Origin of the sequence: Marinicella litoralis (assembly GCF_002591915.1) — a bacterium.
In the GTDB taxonomy this organism is placed as follows: domain Bacteria; phylum Pseudomonadota; class Gammaproteobacteria; order Xanthomonadales; family Marinicellaceae; genus Marinicella; species Marinicella litoralis.
This window is the reverse complement of sequence record NZ_NIHB01000001.1, coordinates 362,866-383,531: the sequence shown is the minus strand read 5'-3', so window position 1 is coordinate 383,531 and position 20,666 is coordinate 362,866. Positions and strand designations below refer to the sequence as shown.

18 protein-coding genes are annotated in these 20,666 nt (G+C 43.9%); 9 read left to right on the top strand and 9 right to left on the bottom strand.

The genetic code is table 11. The features are described 5' to 3' along the window. Nucleotides 1-74: 74 nt before the first annotated feature. Nucleotides 75-2,966, bottom strand: a complete 2,892-nt coding sequence (locus CCS90_RS01700) for a serine/threonine-protein kinase (protein ID WP_099017778.1) — start codon at nt 2,964-2,966, stop codon at nt 75-77. Nucleotides 2,967-3,017: 51 nt separating this feature from the next. On the opposite strand from CCS90_RS01700, the gene CCS90_RS01695 reads away from it, so the two are divergent. From CCS90_RS01695 to bioC, 3 genes are all read left to right on the top strand, one after another. Then, nucleotides 3,018-3,584: an ECF-type sigma factor gene (locus CCS90_RS01695; protein WP_099017777.1), complete on the top strand. Its 567-nt coding sequence runs from the start codon at nt 3,018-3,020 to the stop codon at nt 3,582-3,584. 151 nt (nt 3,585-3,735) lie between these two features. Further along, a complete protein-coding gene (bioH, locus tag CCS90_RS01690; RefSeq protein WP_133566428.1) occupies nt 3,736-4,500 on the top strand; it encodes a pimeloyl-ACP methyl ester esterase BioH in 765 nt (254 codons plus the stop codon). Beyond that, entirely contained in the window at nt 4,497-5,309 is an 813-nt protein-coding gene (gene bioC, locus CCS90_RS01685) for a malonyl-ACP O-methyltransferase BioC (protein WP_099017775.1), read from the top strand. Before bioH ends, bioC begins: the two co-directional genes overlap by 4 nt. Here bioC and CCS90_RS01680 read toward each other — a convergent pair. The 4 genes from CCS90_RS01680 to CCS90_RS01665 form a co-directional block, all read right to left on the bottom strand. Beyond that, the gene (locus CCS90_RS01680; RefSeq protein ID WP_099017774.1) at nt 5,302-6,216 is read right to left on the bottom strand and encodes an aldo/keto reductase; all 915 of its coding nucleotides are present in this window, start codon (nt 6,214-6,216) and stop codon (nt 5,302-5,304) included. The genes bioC and CCS90_RS01680 overlap by 8 nt on opposite strands. A gap of 81 nt (nt 6,217-6,297) precedes the next feature. Then, complete coding sequence (locus CCS90_RS01675; protein WP_099017773.1) at nt 6,298-7,194, bottom strand: FkbM family methyltransferase; 897 nt, start codon at nt 7,192-7,194, stop codon at nt 6,298-6,300. Then, nucleotides 7,191-7,433, bottom strand: a complete 243-nt coding sequence (locus CCS90_RS01670; RefSeq protein WP_099017772.1) for a DUF6868 family protein — start codon at nt 7,431-7,433, stop codon at nt 7,191-7,193. The genes CCS90_RS01675 and CCS90_RS01670 overlap by 4 nt, the downstream gene beginning before the upstream one ends. A gap of 98 nt (nt 7,434-7,531) precedes the next feature. Further along, nucleotides 7,532-8,041 (bottom strand): helix-turn-helix domain-containing protein, encoded by a 510-nt coding sequence (locus CCS90_RS01665; protein ID WP_099017771.1) that lies wholly within the window; start codon nt 8,039-8,041, stop codon nt 7,532-7,534. 166 nt (nt 8,042-8,207) lie between these two features. On the opposite strand from CCS90_RS01665, the gene CCS90_RS01660 reads away from it, so the two are divergent. Beyond that, complete coding sequence (locus tag CCS90_RS01660) at nt 8,208-9,008, top strand: lipopolysaccharide kinase InaA family protein (protein WP_099017770.1); 801 nt, start codon at nt 8,208-8,210, stop codon at nt 9,006-9,008. Between the two features lie 2 nt (nt 9,009-9,010). Here CCS90_RS01660 and CCS90_RS01655 read toward each other — a convergent pair whose 3' ends face one another. Continuing rightward, on the bottom strand, nt 9,011-10,189 hold the full coding sequence (locus CCS90_RS01655) for an acyltransferase family protein (RefSeq protein ID WP_162846731.1): 1,179 nt from the start codon (nt 10,187-10,189) through the stop codon (nt 9,011-9,013). A gap of 104 nt (nt 10,190-10,293) precedes the next feature. On the opposite strand from CCS90_RS01655, the gene CCS90_RS01650 reads away from it, so the two are divergent. From CCS90_RS01650 to CCS90_RS01630, 5 genes are all read left to right on the top strand, one after another. Next, nucleotides 10,294-11,124 (top strand): LytR/AlgR family response regulator transcription factor, encoded by an 831-nt coding sequence (locus CCS90_RS01650; RefSeq protein ID WP_099018706.1) that lies wholly within the window; start codon nt 10,294-10,296, stop codon nt 11,122-11,124. A 59-nt stretch (nt 11,125-11,183) separates the two neighbouring features. Continuing rightward, nucleotides 11,184-11,525 (top strand): putative signal transducing protein, encoded by a 342-nt coding sequence (locus CCS90_RS01645; protein ID WP_099017768.1) that lies wholly within the window; start codon nt 11,184-11,186, stop codon nt 11,523-11,525. Between the two features lie 207 nt (nt 11,526-11,732). After that, nucleotides 11,733-12,872, top strand: coding sequence for a trans-sulfuration enzyme family protein (locus CCS90_RS01640; RefSeq protein ID WP_099017767.1), 1,140 nt, complete (start codon nt 11,733-11,735; stop codon nt 12,870-12,872). Nucleotides 12,873-12,975: 103 nt separating this feature from the next. Next, entirely contained in the window at nt 12,976-13,368 is a 393-nt protein-coding gene (locus CCS90_RS01635) for a BlaI/MecI/CopY family transcriptional regulator (protein ID WP_099017766.1), read from the top strand. Next, nucleotides 13,368-14,930 carry a M56 family metallopeptidase gene (locus CCS90_RS01630; RefSeq protein WP_099017765.1) on the top strand — a complete coding sequence of 521 codons (1,563 nt, stop codon included), beginning with the start codon at nt 13,368-13,370 and terminating at the stop codon, nt 14,928-14,930. Before CCS90_RS01635 ends, CCS90_RS01630 begins: the two co-directional genes overlap by 1 nt. 33 nt (nt 14,931-14,963) lie before the next feature. Here CCS90_RS01630 and CCS90_RS01625 read toward each other — a convergent pair whose 3' ends face one another. From CCS90_RS01625 to CCS90_RS01615, 3 genes are all read right to left on the bottom strand, one after another. Further along, the gene (locus CCS90_RS01625) at nt 14,964-16,601 is read right to left on the bottom strand and encodes a tryptophan halogenase family protein (protein WP_099017764.1); all 1,638 of its coding nucleotides are present in this window, start codon (nt 16,599-16,601) and stop codon (nt 14,964-14,966) included. A gap of 4 nt (nt 16,602-16,605) precedes the next feature. Then, the gene (locus CCS90_RS01620) at nt 16,606-17,394 is read right to left on the bottom strand and encodes a hypothetical protein (protein ID WP_099017763.1); all 789 of its coding nucleotides are present in this window, start codon (nt 17,392-17,394) and stop codon (nt 16,606-16,608) included. A 104-nt stretch (nt 17,395-17,498) separates the two neighbouring features. After that, entirely contained in the window at nt 17,499-20,438 is a 2,940-nt protein-coding gene (locus tag CCS90_RS01615; protein WP_099017762.1) for a TonB-dependent receptor domain-containing protein, read from the bottom strand. Between the last annotated feature and the right edge of the window lie 228 nt (nt 20,439-20,666).

Below are 20,666 nucleotides of genomic sequence, written 5' to 3'. Positions count from 1 at the left end.
ACCTGTCAGACGACATTCACTTCAATTTTTCAACGGCTGGGCAAGTCATTAACTGACTGAGGGCCCAGCGGTGTTCACTCTGGATGAGAACAGTTCGTTACTGTATGTTCTGACATGCGATGATAAATGGCTTGTGTTCTTGGATGGGATTGGCCAAAGCGTAGTTTGATGATTTCAGCATCCGCACACAGTTGTTGATGGGTTGTCATGTCTTTTTGTTCACTTAAACTATGCCACAAATGTCGACTGTCAGCCAACCTCCAGTCATCTTGATCCAACTGAGACTCCCTTATTTTAAGTGCATTTTCGACACTTTTAACTGCTTTTTCGTAGCTGTTAACTGCAAAAGCCCATTCAGCCTCAGCCATCAATGTGGCCGCATAAAGCAAATGATCCGTGCCTAATTGTTCGGCACGCAATTGCAGGGCCTGATTGATCCAAACCCTGGATTGATCCGGCTGATTCAATTTTAAGTACATGCGGCCCATATTAGTCATGGCAAAAGCGATTTTGGCATTTTTTAATCCATTGGCATGAAACTGTACCTGGTACGCTTGCTCAAACCATTCCAATGCCTGTTGAAAGTTTCCTTGGTCATAGGCGGTTAAACCCAAATTGTTTTGCATGGCTGCCAAGTCAGGATTGTCCTGGCCAAGCAATTGGGCTTGAATTTCCAAAGCTTGTAGAAACAGTTGTTCGGCGGCTTGGTATTGAGTTTGTTGCCTTTTAATCAGTCCCAAATTATTCAATACTCGGGTGAATTTGATGGACTCACGCAACCCACTGGCAGCCAAGCCATCCAATGCTTGGTTGTAATGAATTTCTGCTGCAGTTAACTGACCCAATTCATATTCAGTGGCTCCCAATCGATTGTGGGCGTCGGCCGTAAGGAAGTGTTTGCTGCCCAAATGTTCAATTCGACTGTTAAGCACTTGTTCAAACCGGCTTCTTGCCAACTCATAATGTCCTTGCGTATAAGCCAATACACCCAGAGCCGAAAGGCTTTTGAGGGTGGCATGGTGTTGAGGCCCTAACCTTGAAGAGTTGCTGTCAAAACTCCGTTGATAATGAATTTCAACCTGTTTTAAATCACCTTTTTTCCAATAAACATTGCCCAACAGCTGATGGATGTCTGCCTGTAATTGTTCCCCTTTGATTTTTTCATTGCTGTTACTGTGCTGTAACAATTTTTCACTGGCCACCCTGAGTGTTTCACTGGCCAAATCCAACGCGCCCAGTTGATAGAGCAATTGTCCTTTGTTCAGCGACATTTTCAAGTCAGCAACCACCGGAAGTTTGAAATCAGCATGGTTTTTTTCATACTGGGTCAACAGCTGCAAAGCCGCTTTCAACTGGCCTTTTTTCTGTAACAATTCTGCTTGAATCAAAGTCGCTGTTAATTGTTCTGAAGGAGGTAAATCCAATTCAAATTGTGTGGATTGATGCAATAAACGCTCAGCTGAGTCAATGTCACTCATGTTCAAATACACCGAACCCAATGTTTGGTAAAGTTTCGCTTTGGTGGCCGGCTCTTGATTGAATTGATTGGCCAATTGTTGGCTCGAGTAATCCAACAAATCCTTCACATCGACAATATCAGATTGATTCTGTATGGGGTCTGACACTTTAAACACATCTATCAAAAATTCAGTGACATGGGTCACCCGTTGTTTTTCTGCTTCAGTGGCCACCAAAGCACTTTGTAACTCCTGACTGCGTTGAAACAACATCGCAGACAACAACATCAACGACAGCATCACCAGGGTGGTCATCACAACGCCCACAGGGTGACGCTGGATGAATTTACGCATTCTATAGATGACCGTATCGGGTTTTGCCAAAACCGGTTCGTGACTCAGGTGCCGAGCCAAGTCATCAGCCAATTGTTGAGCTGAAACATAGCGTCGTTGGGGATTTTTACTGATGGCTTTGGCTAAGATGGCATCCAATTCACCTTTGAGTTTTTTCTGCAATGCGGTCTGTGAAGCATTTATCGGCGCATCTGTTTTTATATTTTGGCTGGCCAAAGGCGGTATTTTTCCGGTGATTTGTTGACTGATTGCCACCAAATCATGTCCTTCAACAGAATAGGGCAACCTGCCTGTCAGCAAGTAATACAGCAACATGCCAAGTGAATACACATCACTGGCTGTGGTGATGTTTTGGCCACGAATTTGTTCTGGGCTGGCATAAGCCAAGGTCATCATAAAACCAGAAACTGTGGACTCATTGAGTTCCTCAGATTGTTTGCTATCGGTTAATTTAGCCAGTCCAAAATCAAGCAACTTGGTTACGCCATTTTGATCAACCATGATGTTGCTGGCTTTGATGTCGCGGTGAATGATCAGCGATTGGTGCATGACAGCCACGGCCTGGCAAACTTGTAAGAACAACTTAATCCTTTGTTTCACATTCAACTGCTTGCGATCACAATAACTGTCGATGTGCTCGCCATCAATAAACTCAACCACCAAGTATGGAATGTTGTCTGATGACACCCCTCCTTCAAACAAACGTTCAATGTGCGGATGGTTCAAGCTCAGTAAGATTTTTAACTCATTGTTGAAACTGTCCAAAACCATCGGTGAATACTTCCCGGCAGGGGCAAATTTAATCGCCACGGTGCGAGAAAAACCATCTTCTTGTTTTCTGGCTTTGTAGACATCTCCCAGCCCACCGGAGCCCAACGGTTCCAGGATTTCAAACCCCCCTATGCTTTTCGGTGGTTTGAAGGCCATTTGAAAGTCAGGGTCAGAAGCCTCCCGATCCAACACGCTGGAGTCTGTTTGGTGGGACTGAATGAGGTTTTCCAGTTCTGGAAAAAGTTGAGGATGTTGCTGTTTAATTTGCTCAATGCGCTTGGTTTGTTGCTCTTTGGGCGATTGAATAATTTGCTCGAAACTGCGCCACAATAAGTCCCAGTGCTCATCGTAGTTATTTGTGTTGCAGTGCTCATTCTCATTCATTGTTTAGATTATCGCATAAAATTCACCGTTGTCTGAGTTACAATATTAACTATGGATGCGCTCAATCAAACTCGGTCTCAAGTGACCGCCTTGTTAACTCGAAATGATTTGAGTGATGAAGAGCGCCAGAATCAATTGTTGAATTTAATCTATTTTGAGTTGCGGTCAATGGCGCAAAGGAAAATGAATACCGAACGCAAAGACCACACATTAAGTGCCACGGCACTGGTTCACGAAGCTTATTTGCGCTTGGTCAACCAGACCGGTTTGAATTGGGATTCCAAACGTCACTTTTTCGCTGCAGTGGCCGAATCGATGCGACGAATATTGATTGAATCTGCTCGTGCCAAAGCCAGTTTGAAACGTGGAGCCAATGCCCAACATACCAACAATTTAAACCTGTCTACAGATGACTCCCTTGGCTTTGAAATGCTGGCTTTGGATCGTGCGTTAACCCAGCTGGAAAGCAAAGACACAGTGATGTCAGATGTAGTTAAATTACGATTTTTTTCCGGTCTCAATGTAGAACAAACCGCCATGGCATTAGAGCTGTCGCCAAGAACTGTTAACCGGCATTGGACCGCCGCTCGGGCTTGGTTGATAACCCAAATGCAATAACTCATTGGCATTGAGATCAATTTATCAGCAAACCCGCAATGGGCCCTTTTGAGATTAACCCAATGCGAACATGAATTAACCCAACCCTGTGCTGTGATTAGACCTTGGTTTTTGTATAATGTGCGCTTTCTGACTATAGACCTCATCACTTTTGAAAATTGTTGATTCCAAAGGCCAAGGGCCAGTGCTTAATGTCGTCCACGGCTGGGGCATGAATGCGCATTTATTTGATGATTGGTCGACACAATTGGCACAGTCTTTTCAGGTCAACTTAATTGATTTGCCTGGTCATGGACTGAATCATCAGGAACCCTTGTCATTAGACTTGGATCAGTTGGCTGATGAAGCCAGCAAAGTGCCTAAAGGTATCTGGTTGGGCTGGTCTATGGGTGGGATGTTGGCCTTGAATTTTGCCTTAAAAAAACCAAACCAAATGGATGCCTTGATCATGCTCTGTGCCACGCCTTGTTTTGTTGCGAGAGCGCACTGGCCACATGGTACCGACGTCAAGGTATTGGAACAGTTTGCCAACAATTTGCAACAGGATGTCAAACAAACCATACAGACTTTTTTAGCCCTTGAAGTCATGGGCGTAGATGACGAACGATCTCAGTTGCGGGTTTTGAAACAAAAAGTGTTTGAACGGCCCTTACCCAACCAACAAGCGTTAACTGCTGGCTTAACCCTGTTGCGCCAAGTTGATTTGACCGCACAATTGAAAAATCTAAAAATACCCTCATTATGGATCAGTGGCCGCAGAGATCGTTTGGTTCTGCCACAAGCCATGCAACAAGCCGCAGAAGTTTGTCACGGCGAATACCACATGCTCAGAGGTTCTGGACATGCGCCTTTCATCAGACAAGCCGAAGCATTAACTGAATTAATTCAAAGCAAGTTCATCAACGGAAATTTATGAGTTTACAACACCACTTGATCCAAGCGTCTTTTGATAAAGCGGCCAAACAATATGAACAACATGCAGTGTTGCAGAAAGAGTCATTGTCACGATTGCTGGAAAGATTGGGTGATGACCTCAAAACCGCACCCAAGCAAATCCTTGATTTGGGCTGTGGCACCGGCTGGGCTGTTCCAGAACTGCTTAAACTGTATCCGCAAAGCCATGTGATTGCGGCTGATTTTGCCCAATCGATGATTGATCAAGTACCCCAACACCCACAAGTGTCTGCCCGGGTCTCTGACGCCCATGCGATTGATGTGCATGCACAAAGCTGTGATTTGGTGTTTTCTAACTTGATGATTCAATGGTGTGATGAGTCCACTGTGTTACAAGAAATCAAAAGGGCCTTGAAGCCGGGTGGTCATTTACACTTAACCACCATGGGTGAACACACCCTGCATGAATTAAAGTTGGCATGGCAAGCGATTGATGACCAACCCCATGTGAATGAATTTGTACCGGCCGCTAAAATGGCAGACCTGACCATGCAATTGGGTTTTGCTGATGTGATTGCTGACTCGGAATTCATCACCATGACTTATGCCAATGTGATTGACATGATGCGTGATTTAAAAAACATCGGCGCGCACAATGTCGATAACAACCGCCCAAAAGGATTAACCTCACCCAAAGTCATCAAACAACTGACCAAGAATTTCGAGGAATTTCGTACTGCAGACGGACTGTATCCAGCGACTTATGAATTGGTGTATTTACGTGCTCGTAAGACTGCTGAGGACAAAGGCTTACCGTTAAAGATCAAGTAACTGATTCATGGTATTTAATCATTTCCAAACGCATCGCCTGATCTGGCAAATCACCTTGTAATGCCTGCATGTTTTGTTGCATGTGCTGAACTTGACTGGTGGCCGGAATGGCACAAGTCACCGCTGGATGCGATATCACAAATTTAAGAAAGAACTGGGCCCAATTTTCACACTGGATGTCTTTGGACCATTCTGGTAATGGCTGATTTCTAACCCTGGTAAATAAGCCACCGGTTTGAAATGGCCGATTGATCACGACAGCAACACCTAAATCCTGTGCCAAAGGCAATAAATAATTTTCAGCTTCTCGGTCACTGATGTTGTAACTGAACTGTACAAAATCCACCGGTGTACTTTTCAACATGGCAATCAATGCTTGATGCCGACGACCATGTGAAGTGGTTATTCCCGTATATTTAATCAAGCCTTGTTGTTTCCAGTCATTCAAGGTTTTTATTTGGGTTTGCCAATCAAGCATATTGTGGACATACATTAAATCAATTTGATCCAAGCCCCAAAGCTTCATCGATTCATGCATTTGCGCGATGCCATTTTGTTGACCCATGGTCCAAACTTTGGTGGCTGAGAACAGTTGTTCTTTGCCCTGAACCAGAGGCAAGATTTGTCCCAACACTTGTTGAGCAAAACCATACATCGGCGATGAATCAATCATCCGACCACCGCCTTTAAAGAAAGCATGCAATACAGCGATCAAGTGATCCAGTTGCTGTTTGTTGGCTTGATTCACATCAAAAGTGATCCAAGTGCCCATGCCGATGGCTGGGATCGTGGTATGAGATGAAGGGATGGTCTTGTTGATGACTTGCGATCCATTTGCGAAATTTTGGGTCACATTCAGGCCAGCCCAAGTCAACAACAGGGTATTCAGGGTTCTGCGAGAAAGCATAAAATCACCAAAAATTAAAGATTCTGACTTATGCCAGTTCCAATAGTTCCCTCAATGCGAAAGTAAGGATTGCCTCATACCTTATGAAGTAACGGGTACTGTTTGCTGGTATTTTCTTTCTTTACTGGCAAAATGTATGGGTTGTCTCAATTGAAAAACATAATTCATTCGAGTTCGATGGGTTTGCACATAATTCCTTTGTAACAAAACTTCAAGCAATTCGCCCTCCCATTGACCATGGTTGTTTTCAAAGATAAAGCAATGGGGTAATAAATGGCGAGGTGCGTCAATTATGAATGGCATCAATGCCCGATCTTCTGCACCCTCAATGTCACATTTAATCACATCCACCCGTGATAACTTTTGCGCATCGATCACCTCAAGTAAAGTCGAACACATCACTTGAATGGACGCTTGTTCAGGGTTTGTGCCCAACAATGAACTGGCCCCCAAGTTCTCGGCATCCAAAAACAGTTCAAACTCACCAGATTGATCACTGATCCCTTGCTGTAAAACTTCAATTCTTGGTTTTTCCTTTTTACCTTCACAGGTGGCCGATAAATTGAATTTTAAGCGTTCAAAAACAGGCGGGTTGGGTTCAATTGCCACCACGCAACCCATGCGATTAAGTACAGTGGCTGCAATCGCTGAATAAATCCCTACATTGGCTCCGATGTCAATAAACACCCCTTCAGCAGGCAACGCCTTTAACATCACTTGACGTTCGATGGCATCCCAGCGCCATGGCATGAACACATAACCGCGTTCAGAAACATTGTCATTGAGTTGACAACGCAATCGAACCTGATCAAATTCTAAATCAAGCGGCAAAGTGGTTTTTGCCATCACTTGTTTGCGTAACAACTGCGCCACTTGTTTACCCAGCCAGTTGGCCGGTAATTGATGGCACCAATTAATCTTGCGTTGAATCCTGGGTGTCGGTTTATAAACACCAAAAGGTTGGGATGTATTACTCACAACAAAAATCTAATCACCACATAAGGTACCAACACAAAAACCATGACCAATATTTTATAGGCCGCTATGAAATTAAAATAAACTCGCAACAGCTGGTCCTTCGACAAAGCGAATATCGACAGGTGAATTTTGACCACCCAATTTCGTCCCAAACTTAACAGCAAAACAATGAACAACAAAATGCCTGCATGAATAAGTAGGTTCCAAGCCAAGAATGTTTGTATGGTTTCGATGTTCACTGACCCTCTCCGTATTTAAAATTTGGCCACATGAACAAGCCATGTGGCCAGGTAAAATGTCATGATGAGCTTCATTGAGCTCAAAGCTTGATTAACTATTATAGTTTACGTCCCAGCTTTTTATCGATTTGTTTTTTCTCCCATTGGGTACCAAAAGAACCAAACACTTCGAAGGCCACCAAGGCATGAATGATTAATCCGGCCACCCATCCCAAAACCAACCACTTCAATTGTGGGTGTACGAATTTTCCGGTGATTAAAAAGGCCGCCATAAAAATTACAAACATAACCAAATGACCATAAAATTCTTTGATCCCTTTGACGTAGTTGATTGCGGATTTTTCTTCAGCCGAAACTTGCGGATTTTGTTCGACTGATGGTTGATTCCCTTGCGGTACTTCTTGATCTTTAAGCATACTGTTTTCTCCTGATTGATTCATAAAGGTTGATACATCAACTTGAAAAACAGCGGCCAAAGCATTGGCTGACTCTAAACTGGCTTGACCACCACGCTCAATGCGTTGAATGGTCCTGACACTCAAGTCTGTGAATTCTGCCACCTGTTCTTGTGACCAACCATGTTGTAATCTGAGTTTTCTTAAAATCATAATGATACCTTTGCTTTTTCGCTGATTTTCCAAGTGTTGATATTTTTATTAATTTTCAAAAGAATGACCATGTCACCACCCTGACTATTATATGCCATTGACCTGACAAACCACCTGACAGGTAACAAATTTGGTGTTTTCTGCATTTAAAAGTACAATATGCGACATGATTGAAGTTGACTTAAAGCTTTTATTGACTCAATTGAATTGTTCAGAAAAACAATGGCAAAGCGCCATGGATTCCGTTGAGCGGGTTGAAAAAATTTCAACCGACCAAGGCATATTCTGGTTAAAAAAAACCGCTCCAGCCAGAGGCGTATTTCGTTACCACGCATTGAATCTTTTCAGTTGGTTGATGCGTTTGCCCTTGTTAAAAGCAGTGCCTCAGCCAGGTGGCAAACAAGCCATTGCCAACGAGGTACATCGCATCCAACAGTTGACCAAAGCTGGGGTGAACGTTGCTGAGCTTTTGGCCCACGATGATGACTGGTTGTTGCTCAAAGATGGTGGTCAATCCATCGTCAAAATCATGAAACAGGAAAACACCCAACAAGCCGTCAAACAAAAACTGCTACAAACATGTCTCAATGCCATCAAACAACTGCACCAAAAAAACCTGTACCTCAGCCAAGGGTTTATCCGCAACATGTTATTGAATGAAAGCACACAAACCGTTACCTTTATTGATTTTGAAGATGACCCCTTGGAAGTCATGGGTATTGCGCACGCTCAAGCTAGGGATCTGTTGTTGTTGGTCAATTCCACCGCTCGGTTTTTTGTCCATGACCAAACTTTCTTCAACAACGCCATTCAACACTTCATATCAGACCATGATCCAGCGATGATTGATGCTTTGCGAACCACCACCAATCGAATGCAATGGATCACACAAATTCCCATGCAAACGCTTTTTGGTCATGATTACAAAAAGCTAAAAGTGGGTATTTTGGCCTTAAAAAACATCTGATTTTAAGGCTTTTTCTGTTCCTGCTTATGACCCTCAGATGAAACCCCAACTTTTAAACCGAACAACAAACGAAGTGGCGCAAAACGACGAATCACTTCAAACCCCAGGGCACAACCCACAAAGGTGGCTATAATAACCAACAACGGTTCCCAAATGGGTCCCAAGTCGAAAGAGGCCAAGTAAAAGGCACTCACCACAATGATGCTTTGATGCAAAATATAATAAGGGTAAACCGCTTGGTTCAGGTAATTTAACCACTGGTGATTGTGATTGAGGTAATGAGTGGCATAACCTAATATCATTAAAATCCACAACCAGCGATTGACGTTGACCAACACCACTTCTGCCACCCTGACCCAACCATCGGCAGCTTCTGCTCGAACTGAAAACACCACATGATAATACCCAATTAGCACCGCAAATGAACCAATGGCCAAAATCAAAAACAAGGCTCGTGAGTGTTTGACAGTCTGCCAAAATTTTCGATCCCAACCCATCAAGAAACCCCAACACAGGAAACTGAAACCGACTGCCTTGCGAATGCCTTCACTGTCATCAGGGAAAACGGTCAATGACAACAAGGACATGATCAACGCAGGAACCAACAACAATGACCACCTGTTGTGTTGTGCCAAAAATGCTGTCAAATAATCAAATAGACCCGTCAGCTTCAATGGCAAATAAATCATCAGCAAGTACATTGAAAAATACCACAGTTCTCGAATATACCAGAGGTGGTTGACATCAACATGAGGGAAAATACCTGAAGGATATTTTTCAAAATACGGATGAGATAAGTCGAAGAACGCGCGATAAAATGTCCAGTAACTGATGTCTGGCAAATCACCATTGACCGTCATTTCTACATACAACTGTGGTGGCACAACCACCCAGATACCAAACAACAACGGCAACCACAAGCGCAAAGTCCTGAGTCCAATAAAACGCAGCAGCTCAACTTTATTCAATAAAAATCGCATGGCGATGCCTGAAATTAAAAACAACAAAGGCAAGCGCCATTGGTTAATTAATATCATTATACTTTTTAGCCATTGAGCCTGATGTTCTGATTTATAATGAAAACCCCAATCGGCAACATAAACCATACCTATGTGATAAAAAATGAGCAGACCGAAAACCATCACCCTCAACCAATCTAAATCATACCTTCTTGCCGTCATTATTTGGAACCCAAAACCATGATAATAACGAAGCTGGGTCAACAAAACAGCCTCTGTGGGACGAATGTCGCTGCAAATGTGACCAACAACATGGGACAACATTGATGGCATTCAAAGCTGATAAATTTTGGGCCTCTTTTATTTGGTTTTGGTTGGGTTTGGCCACCATCGGCATGATCAAAGCCCACCTCAGATCGGTCACAGTGGCCGATGATTTAACCAGAAATCAAGTCAATTTCCTGTCTTGGGAACCTTATGTATGGGAGTATTCAAGTACCTTGGTGATGTTGTCTTTGGTCTTTGCAGTGGCTTACTGGGTTAAAAAACAGCCCTTGTTTACCCCCCAATGGTTGAAAAGTTTGGGCTGGCATTTCATGGGTTCCATGGTTTTCTCCTTGTTGCATGTGTTGCTGATGGTGTTAATCAGGAAACTGGTCTACCAATGGGTGGGCAGTCATTATGATTTTGGTGATTGGACCGCAGAGTGGTGGTACGAATACCGCAAAGATGTGGTGACCTACTTTACCTTGTTGCTACTGATTGAACTGTATTTTTACTTAAAACTCAGCTTAAGAACACAGTCCGATACTGGCCTTCAGGGTCCAATCACCCAATTGAAAATCAAAACCCAACAAGGCATTACTTTATTGGACCCCAATGACATCATCTCCGTAGAATCAGGCGGTAATTATGTCTACATTCATGACACCAACGGCAACGTGCTTTTGCATCGAAAAACCATGACACAAATGCAAGACCAATTAAGCCCCGCCCAATTTTTACGGATTCATCGATCGTATATTGTAAATTTAAAAATGATCAATGGATTGAAAGATCAGGGCAAAGACCCTTGTACTTTGTTGTTAACCAATGGCAAGGAAGTGCCGGTTTCCCGAAAATACCGCAAAGAAGTTATCAGCTTGGTGGCCATGTAATTCATCAATGGCTTACAACCGATCCATGTATTTTCATGCAACGGTGGTAAACTGGAGTGATGAAAAAGATATTCGTAGATGAACTGCTAACCTGGGTGATTCAAGCCAAAAACACACTGGAAGAGGCCAACATCCCCTGTTTTATAAAAAATGAATTCTCTACCAGTGCTGCAGGTGAAGTGCCTTTTTTTGAAACCTGGCCGGAATTATGGATCCATCGGGATGCCGATTGGGAGCGTGCTTTGGAGCTGGTTCAGCCCTTGAGGGAAAGCCGGAAATCTCAACCAGAAAATGCCGAGCAACTGATTGATTGGACCTGTTCACAATGTGGGGAAACCAATGAGGGTCATTTTGCACTGTGTTGGTCTTGTGGCCGCTTGCTCGACACCGTTACAGAATGACATCACTTTATTCATAGTTTGCTCGCCATCAAAAATCCACAACCAGCCCTTTCATCACTGGTCAGACCGAAGTCAATGTCCACTTTTTAGCTGGTCGATTTGTACTTGGTATTATTGGTGGCAGATCATATGAAATTGTTATCAATTTAGCTTTTGTATTGGCACAACAGTCGAATACAATGACTTTAAACTCTATAGATACCCAGCATGTCAAAAAAACGCCACTTTGAAACCGAAGCCATTCAAGCCACTGAACCCCATGGGGATGAAACGGGTTCTGTCGCCAATGCCATTTACCCATCCACCACCTTCAGACGTGAAGATGACGGCAGTTTTGCCAGTGGTTTTATTTATTCTCGTAAACACAATCCCAATCGCAAACTGCTGGAAAACGCCTTGGCCAAAATAGAAGGCGGTCACTGTGCTTTTGCGTTCGCCTCTGGCATGGCAGCCATCAACACCGTGTTGCAATCATTGAAAGCAGGAAATCATGTGATCGTGCCTGATGATGCTTATTACGAATTGCGGCGAACGCTGGCAGAATTATTTGCCAACTGGCATTTATCACACACCCAAGTGGACATGACTGACACGGCAGCCATCAAGTCAGCCTTGCAACCCAACACCCGCCTGATTTGGATTGAATCACCTTCTAACCCATTACTTAAAGTGACCGACATTCGTCAGGTTGCTGCCATTGCACATGAAAATAATGCGTTGTGCGTGGTCGACAACACCTGGTGTACACCGGTTTTACAAAGACCGTTGGAGTTGGGAGCTGATGCGGTGATGTACTCAACCACCAAATACTTTGGAGGTCATTCTGATTCACTCAGTGGTGCCTTGGTCATCAACAGCAATGCACCAAAAGAGTTCGTTGATAATCTGGCCAACATCCAAAACCTCAGCGGTGCGGTGCCCTCTGCTTTTGATTGTTGGTTAATCACTCGCGGCATCAAAACCATGAAGCTGCGGATCATGCAACAAGTACACAATGCCAACAAATTAGCAGCCTTTTTACAACAACACCCAAAGGTTAAAACCGTTCATTTTCCAGATTTACCCAGCCACCCACAGCATCAATTAGCGAAAACCCAAATGCCACAAGGCAGTGGTGCGATGCTGTCTATTCAAATCGGTGAAACACAGCAACAAGCCATGGCAGTGATCGCGAGACTCCATTTATTTACTCGTGCCACTTCACTGGGTGGGGTTGAAAGTTTGGTTGAACATCGCAGATCAGTTGAAGGCAAAGCCAGTTTAACCCCGGTAAACCTGATTCGCATTTCAGTGGGTATTGAGCACATTGATGATTTAATCGATGACTGGATGCATGCATTGTCTTGATGAATTGATCTCAAACACCCATCCAGCCATAAAATTCTCATAAAACGCTTGCATTTTTGCATTTGGTGCTACAATATTAGCACACTGCTACAAAATTAACACAATGCAATATTCAGAACCATACAACCAACTCAGCCGCCGAGAACGCCAAATCATGGACATCGTTTTCGCTCAAGGTCAAGCCACAGCTCAGCAAGTTTTGAGCCAATTACCTGACCCGCCCAGTTATTCAGCCGTTCGAGCCATGCTTAGTCGTTTGGTCAAAAAAGAATGTTTGTCCTTCCATCAGCAAGGACCAAAATACATTTACCAAGCTGTTATGAACACCAGTGATGCCAAACAATCCGCCATGAAGAACCTAATGAAAACATTTTTCAATGGCTCTCCTACCGCTGCTGTCAGTGCTTTGATTGGCATGGAAAAAGATCGTTTATCTGATACCGAATTGGATCAAATCATGCAACAGATCAAAGCGGCGAAAAAGCAGGGCTTATAATGGATATCCCAGCAATGATCCTATCACCACTGTTTATATTGATGCTTAAAATGCTGTTGGTTGCTGGATTGCTCATTGGATTTCAACCCAAACTGACCGCCACCAATCAGGCATATATGTGGCGCATGGGTTTGGTTTTACTGCTTACATTGCCTTGGTTAAACAGCCAAATCTCTGTTATCAAGATTCCCTTGCTACCGGCTTTTGATTCAGCGGCATTCATTGACACAGCAGCAAAAACAACAGTGGCTCAAACCAACGATCTTACACCCTACAATTGGCTGCCATTGATTGTATTGGTCTCAATCATCAGTGTCTTTTTGATCATTCGCATCACGGCTCAATTAAATAAAATTAAATCACTGAGCGACCAAGGCAATCCGATTGAATTTAAACCATGGCTGAAAATAGCACTGGAATCGGTTTCATTGCTAGGCTTACAACGAATGCCTAAAATCATTCAATCCACAAAAATTCAATCACCTTGTACCTGGGGCCACAAGCAACCAGTCATTTTATTACCCATCAACATCCAAAATGATCAACAACTGCGCATTATTCTGCTGCATGAAATGGCACACATCAAAAGAAATGATTGGCTCTGGATGATGGCCAGTAAAATCGCCAGCGCACTGTTTTGGTGCAATCCATTGCTGTGGTTCATTCATCACAAACTGATCAATAGCTTTGAGTCAGCCTGTGATGATTTGGTCCTTGGACATGACATCAAACCCAGTCATTATGTTGAAACACTGCTGCATTTCCACCAACTGAATCATGGAAATGTTGCCACCATAACAACTGCAATGGCACAAGCCAACGCCATGTTTGTTCGATTACAAAACATTTTAACCCCGCAAAATAGGAGACACCACATGCAACCATCAAAACAAAAGATTCTGTTAACCACAGCAGCAACGGTGCTTTCACTGATTACCGTTTCACAGCTGACCTTTGCCCAAGCAAACAACACAGAAAAAGCCAACCTCGTGCCATCTGCTCCACAAGCCATGGCGGCGCCTCAGGCTGACAAAGCACCCAATTCGCCTGAATCCCCAGCAGCGCCAGAAGCACCAAAGGCTGAAACTGCACCGGCTGCGCCTTCTGCTGTTCCAGATAGGCAGGCAGAAACCCTTCCCACGCCACCACTTAGCTTAGTTAGGCCGACAATCACCACACCCCAAACACCTGCTGTGCCAGCAATTCCGCAAGATAATCAACCAAACAACCCTGTGCCCAAAGCACCCACCCTCAAGCAGATCAATGATCAAAAACTTGTATTGTTGACGCAAAAACTCCCACAGATCAATAGCCAGAAACGGCTTGAATTGGCGCAAAACTTGAAACGATTAGAAAAAGTCAAATCAGAAAAAATGCAACGCTTACAAACTATCAGTACCGAAAACAAGACGGCGCGTTTGCAACAAATGTCGGCAGAAAAAAACCTGCGCTTAGCGGCTTTACATTCGCTTAAATCGCTGGATGAAGTCAAACGGTCACAACAACCTTTGATCCGTGCTGAGGTGAAGCTGACTGAATTAAAAGCAGCCGAATTGCAATGACTTTTTCTTGCTTTTAAGACAACAAAAAAACCATCACACCCAGCCTTTGGGTGTTTTGTTGCCGGGGTAATTCTTCATCCCTACAAACTGTTGTAACCAAACATGGTGCGGAGGTAACTTGGCATGTGCTTGTTGTAGTCGGTGCAATATCTGTGGATGTACATTGAGTTTAGGCCGGTCTTCTCCAAACCGATCTTGATAGGCTTGGCAGTCAAAATGCATACCATACATGATGCACTCATAGCTCTCATGATTCCACAGTCCAGCAGTATCTATCGGCACCCTTTTATCACCCATGTGGACGCTGGGATTGCTGTTCTGTTGGTTTTGACCAGGGTACAACTGGTCTTCAAAATCTGTTTGACTGGGTGGTTTCATTTTCCAATATTCAAACTTGGCTTTGAGCCGCTCGGTGATGCGTTCTGGTTTTTGAACTTCCCGCCAGAAGGCTGTGTCGGTTCTTTTGGTCAGGCAGTAATGTAAGTTGATGAAATCCAATACTTCATAAAATCGATTGCTTAAAATTCTGTTGTAACGAAATGCCATGGCATCCATATATTCATCGGTTTGTGGGAAATGTTCCGCCAGCATCACCGCGCCTAAATCACTCAGATATAAACCCGTTGATTCTAATGGCTCAATAAAACCACCAGACAAACCAATGGCAATACAATTGCCTTTCCAATTGGCCTCACGCCTGCCCACTTTAAAATGGACGGTTCTGGCTTCCAGTGCTTCACTGCCTGGGCCCTGATAGGCCAACAGTTCTTTCAGCGCATCTTCCTCTGAAATGTATTGGCTGGAATGCACATAACCCAAAGAACGTCTTGACTGCATCGGAATGTCCCACACCCAGCCATTGGACAAGGCCGTGGCGGTGGTGTATGGCCTCACCATGCCTGGATAATGTTCATCATAAGGAACATGCATGGCAATGGCACGATCACACAGTAACCACTGTGAACAATCTTCAAAACCCACACCCATTTTCTCTTCTATCAGTTTGGCCCTGAACCCCGTGCAATCAACAAATAAATCTGCTTCTAATTGGTGCGCTTGGTCGGTGTGCACCGTTTTAATCCAACCATTGTCTCGCATATCAATGTCAGTGACGTTGGCATAGATATGATTTACCCCTTTGGGGACTATGAAATCGCGTAAATAATCAGCAAATTTTTGCGCATTCATATGATAGGCATAATTAATTGGCGCTCCCATATCCCATTTTCCCATCATCAATGGAGACTTACCCATTTCACAAATGATGGGCTGTGGCGAGCAGGTCTCCATAAAAGGAATTTTGCGATCACTGGCCAACCACTCCAAACCCGCATAATCTATGGGTTGACGGCGATTTCTACCAAATGGATGGTGATAAAAGGTGTTGTTATTATGTTCCCAATTCACGTATTTGATCGATTGTTTAAACGTGGCATCGGTGGCCTTCATGAAATCCAACTCATCGATACCGATCACTGCCAACAAATGGCGCATGGATGGTATGGTGGCTTCGCCCACAGAAATTCTGGGGATGTCAGGAGACTCAACCAATGTGACTTCCACTCTTGGCGGCATGCCTTCTCTGTTCAAAGCTTGGTGCAAATAGGCAGCGGTCATCCAACCGGCCGAACCACCACCAACAATCAACACTTTTCTGATTTGATTTTTCATCTATTTACTCGTAACCCAAAATGGCTCTTAAACCTGGTGCAGCATAGTCTACCAATCTTTTTTGTACCTCGGGCAATTCTTCAGGCAGTTGCACTTTGTTGCCATATAAATTTTCCCTGGCGGTGCCACTTTGTTTTCGATCTGAGCCCAATTCGATGCGCTTGCGCCAATCATCAGGCAGCTGTTCGATCCCAGCATGTGCAAACAAATCCTTAAAATACACGGCAGATTCAGTCGAATTGAGGTTTTTTAAATGGCTGATCAAGTCTTCAAATTTGATGATTTTTGCGCCTGTACCCATCCAAGAAATGGCATTGTGGGTAAATATTTCATTCATCGTTGGCGCTTTTTGGTAAATACCAAAGATCATCATATTCAGTATGTGTTCTGTTGAAAATTCAGGCCCTTTTAGGTGTTCTAAATCACCTTCAAATGAATCTGAAAGGAAAAACCTGGCGCGCGCCAACACCCAGTCATAAGGGTCTCTCACTACAATGATTTGTTTGACTTGGTGAACGGCATAGGCAGACTCATCAGAAAACAACAAATGACCCCAACTTAATTTGGGGTTATTGTGATTGAACGCTTTTAAGTGCTGATGCAACACCGGAATTTGAATGAACATGTCATGGTATTGCTGTTCTACAGGTACAAACATCCTGAAGATGTTTCTGATCAAATGGGTACCACACTTGGGAACAGAGTTTAAAAATACGGGTGACTTCAATGGCTGCTGTTCGAAGCTTTTATTGATTTCATTGAGGTTATCGGCTTTGGCTATTATTCTAGGCATGTGTTTTTGTTTTGCTTGGTCATTTGATTTTACCTAATTTTCCATGGGCTATGGAATAAAAAAAGCCGGCTTGCGCCGGCTTTTCATTACTACAGATGCAAGACTTAAAAGTCATACTTCAAGTTAACAAAGTAACTTCTGCCTAACCAATCATACTGACTGTAGAAAGCCGAATTACCCACTCTGGTACCACCACCGCGAGAAAGTCTTGGTGGCTCTTTATCCATCAAGTTTCTGACACCGACCGTTGTAGACCAACCACTTTCAGTATGCTTATAGCCATATGAAAGTGAGTGGTATGCAACACTGGGGGTGCGCACAACTCGTCTGATATCTTGGCCCAAGAAAGTAGTAAATTCAGCATTGAACTCTGAGTTGTCAGAATCGCCGATGTAGTTGGTGAACCAGTTAACATACCAATCATTGCGATTGAAGCGAACATTTAAGTTGGCTGTATGCTTAGGTTCTCCGACCGTACCATTGAATTCTTCAACTGTATCTTCAAACAAACCACGTCTTGATTCTTTCTGATAGGTGTGTTGAGTCGAAATGGCTAATTCACCCCATGGAATTTCAGTGGCATAATCAATTCTGAAGTCATAACCTTTGTTGCTTTGCTCAGCAATATTAATGAAGCTGTCTCTGACCAAAGTAATTCGGTTATCTAATGGATCTCGATCAAATTGGTCACACAATGGGTCTGTGCCAAAGTTATTTGAGTTATAACATTGACCCACAATGTTTGCTGCACCCAATTGAGTCACCTCATCTTCAATCAAGAAGTCAAAGTAATCCAATGATACACTTAAATCGATGTTCTCAGGTCGCCAAACAACACCCCAAGTCTGTGATTCAGAAGTTTCTGATTCCAAAATACCGAAACCACCACCTGTTTGCACTGTGGCAGAAATGGCGCCACCCGCATAATCAGGCGCAAAACCATCCGCTGCACAGTTGTCATAAATGTTGTCACCAGGGACATAGTTAGTACCATAGTTCACACATGGATCAATCGTTCTTGAACCCACAAATGAAGTTTGGTCTGCCAAGAACAATTCATACAATGCCGGAGCGCGGAATGATGTGCCAAAAGAACCCCTGACCGTTACACCACCACCTATGTGCCAAGCCAAGCCGGCTTTGTATGTGGTGTCTTGACCCGCATCAGGCACATCAGTATAACGTGCTGACAAGGTCAGATTGAGCTCTTCAACAGCCGGCAAATCAGCCAACAAAGGTAATTGTAACTCACCGAATACGGCATAAGTTTCTGTCGCACCTTTGGTGATGCCAGCAGAGGTAGATCCCCATAGATTCCCAGCCAAAGTTTGTGGGCCAGGGGTGTCTTTGATACCATCATGTTGGTACTGAATACCAAATGCCGTAGCGGCATATCCACCTGGCATTTCAAACAAATCACCGGTCATTGAAGCTTCAATGGTGGTTTGTTCATATTCGGTATTGCCTTTGTCAATGCCAAATAAGAAGGCACGAACCTCTGGAGAAATGTTACCCGCCAAGAATTGTGGATCCAGCCATGGGATGTCGATACAAGGCACTCCATTAACTGATGTGACTGAGCCTACACAAGAACCAGACAACCAATTTTGATCCGTAATGGCATCGTTAAAGATGATCTTGTTGGTGTAATCACCGTCACTTTCAGAGTGTTGCAAGGACACATCCCAATACCAGCCATTGTCGCCCATTTCACCACTTAAACCTGCCACAAAACGGGTGTAATCCACTTCGGTCACTTGACCTGAATGGTCAGTAATCGGTGTAGGTGACAACCATTGTGCACCGGTCCAACCAGCGCTTAATGGGTTGCCAGCGAAAAAGTTTTCATTGTAAATATAACCCCAAAATTGACGGTATGAATTACTGGTGGTCTTGCGACGATTCAGTAAAACTTCGGCATAACCTTCAACTCGATCAGAAAACTGGAAAGAACCTGTTGCCAACACCGTCGCACGACTTGATTCAGGGATTAAACTCTGTAAATCTTGGAAGGGATGGTCGGCATTAACCACCGGTGAAGTACCAGTGACCAAGAAAAAGCCTGGTGGCATGGTGATGTCTTCTGGATTGACCGCTGGTGCCACAGGATCTATGTATTGACCCAAATCACCATCGTAGTCAAATTGTGCCAAGTTGCCTGTCACATTGGCGCCGCCGTAATCATACAACCACACATGGCCCCACAGTAAATCGGTACAATGAGGATTGCCGGTTCGGGGATCAATGATGTCAGCTCGGGCATTGGATGACGCATCAAAATAATACCTTTCACCACAAGCAAAATAATCGCGATCGCCTTGAGCCAACTCAGACTGCTTGTCGTAGTCAGCCGTAATTCTGATGTTACCTTTTGAAAAGGTCTTACCCCAGGTTGCACTGAATCTAGAACGTTCTCCACCGCTTTCAGCAGGCTGAGAAGTGAAAAACTCAATACCAGCGCCGTCACCCTCTTTGGTGATGATATTCACCACACCGGCCACAGCGTCTGAACCGTACAATGATGAGGCACCGTCTTTCAATATCTCAACACGTTCAACCCCAGACAAGGGGATGGTATTAAAATCAAATGACGACACGCCGCCACGTGTACCTGCAGGTCCTGCACGACGACCGTTCAACAGCACCAATGTTCTGTTGGCACCCAAGCCACGTAAAGACAGGGTTTCAGCACCTTGACCGCCGTTGGTAACAAAAGCCGTTGAGATGGCTGAAGTAATTTGGGCTGAACCCGAAGCCAATGTGCTTTCACGCAACAATTGACCCACTGTGGTTAACCCACGATCAATCGCATCATCGGCTATGATCACTTCAATAGGGACGGTATCATTCAATTCATCACGACGAATGCGAGAACCGGTGACCACGATCTTACCGCTGTCAACCACGTCATCTCCATCATCTGAATCATCCTGCGCTTGGACATTCACAGACGTGACTGCTAATGCCAAGGCAACCGCTTTACTCAGCGGATTTATTTTCCAATTTTTTTCACTGTCGTTTTTCAACTTAGCACCTCTTATCATTTATAGTTATTAGTGTTTCATGTAGATGCGCAGACCATCAAAGTAATCTACGTCTTTTTTAGTACATCACATATCGTAAGTCAATGCAACATTAAAATTGTGTTAATACACACCATGATTATACATAAATAATAAATGAATAACAGATTCTAAACAGGTCTATTACGGATTCACCAATAGACGGTCTATTGATTAAACATTTTTTTGCATTGATGGAAGGCGAGGATA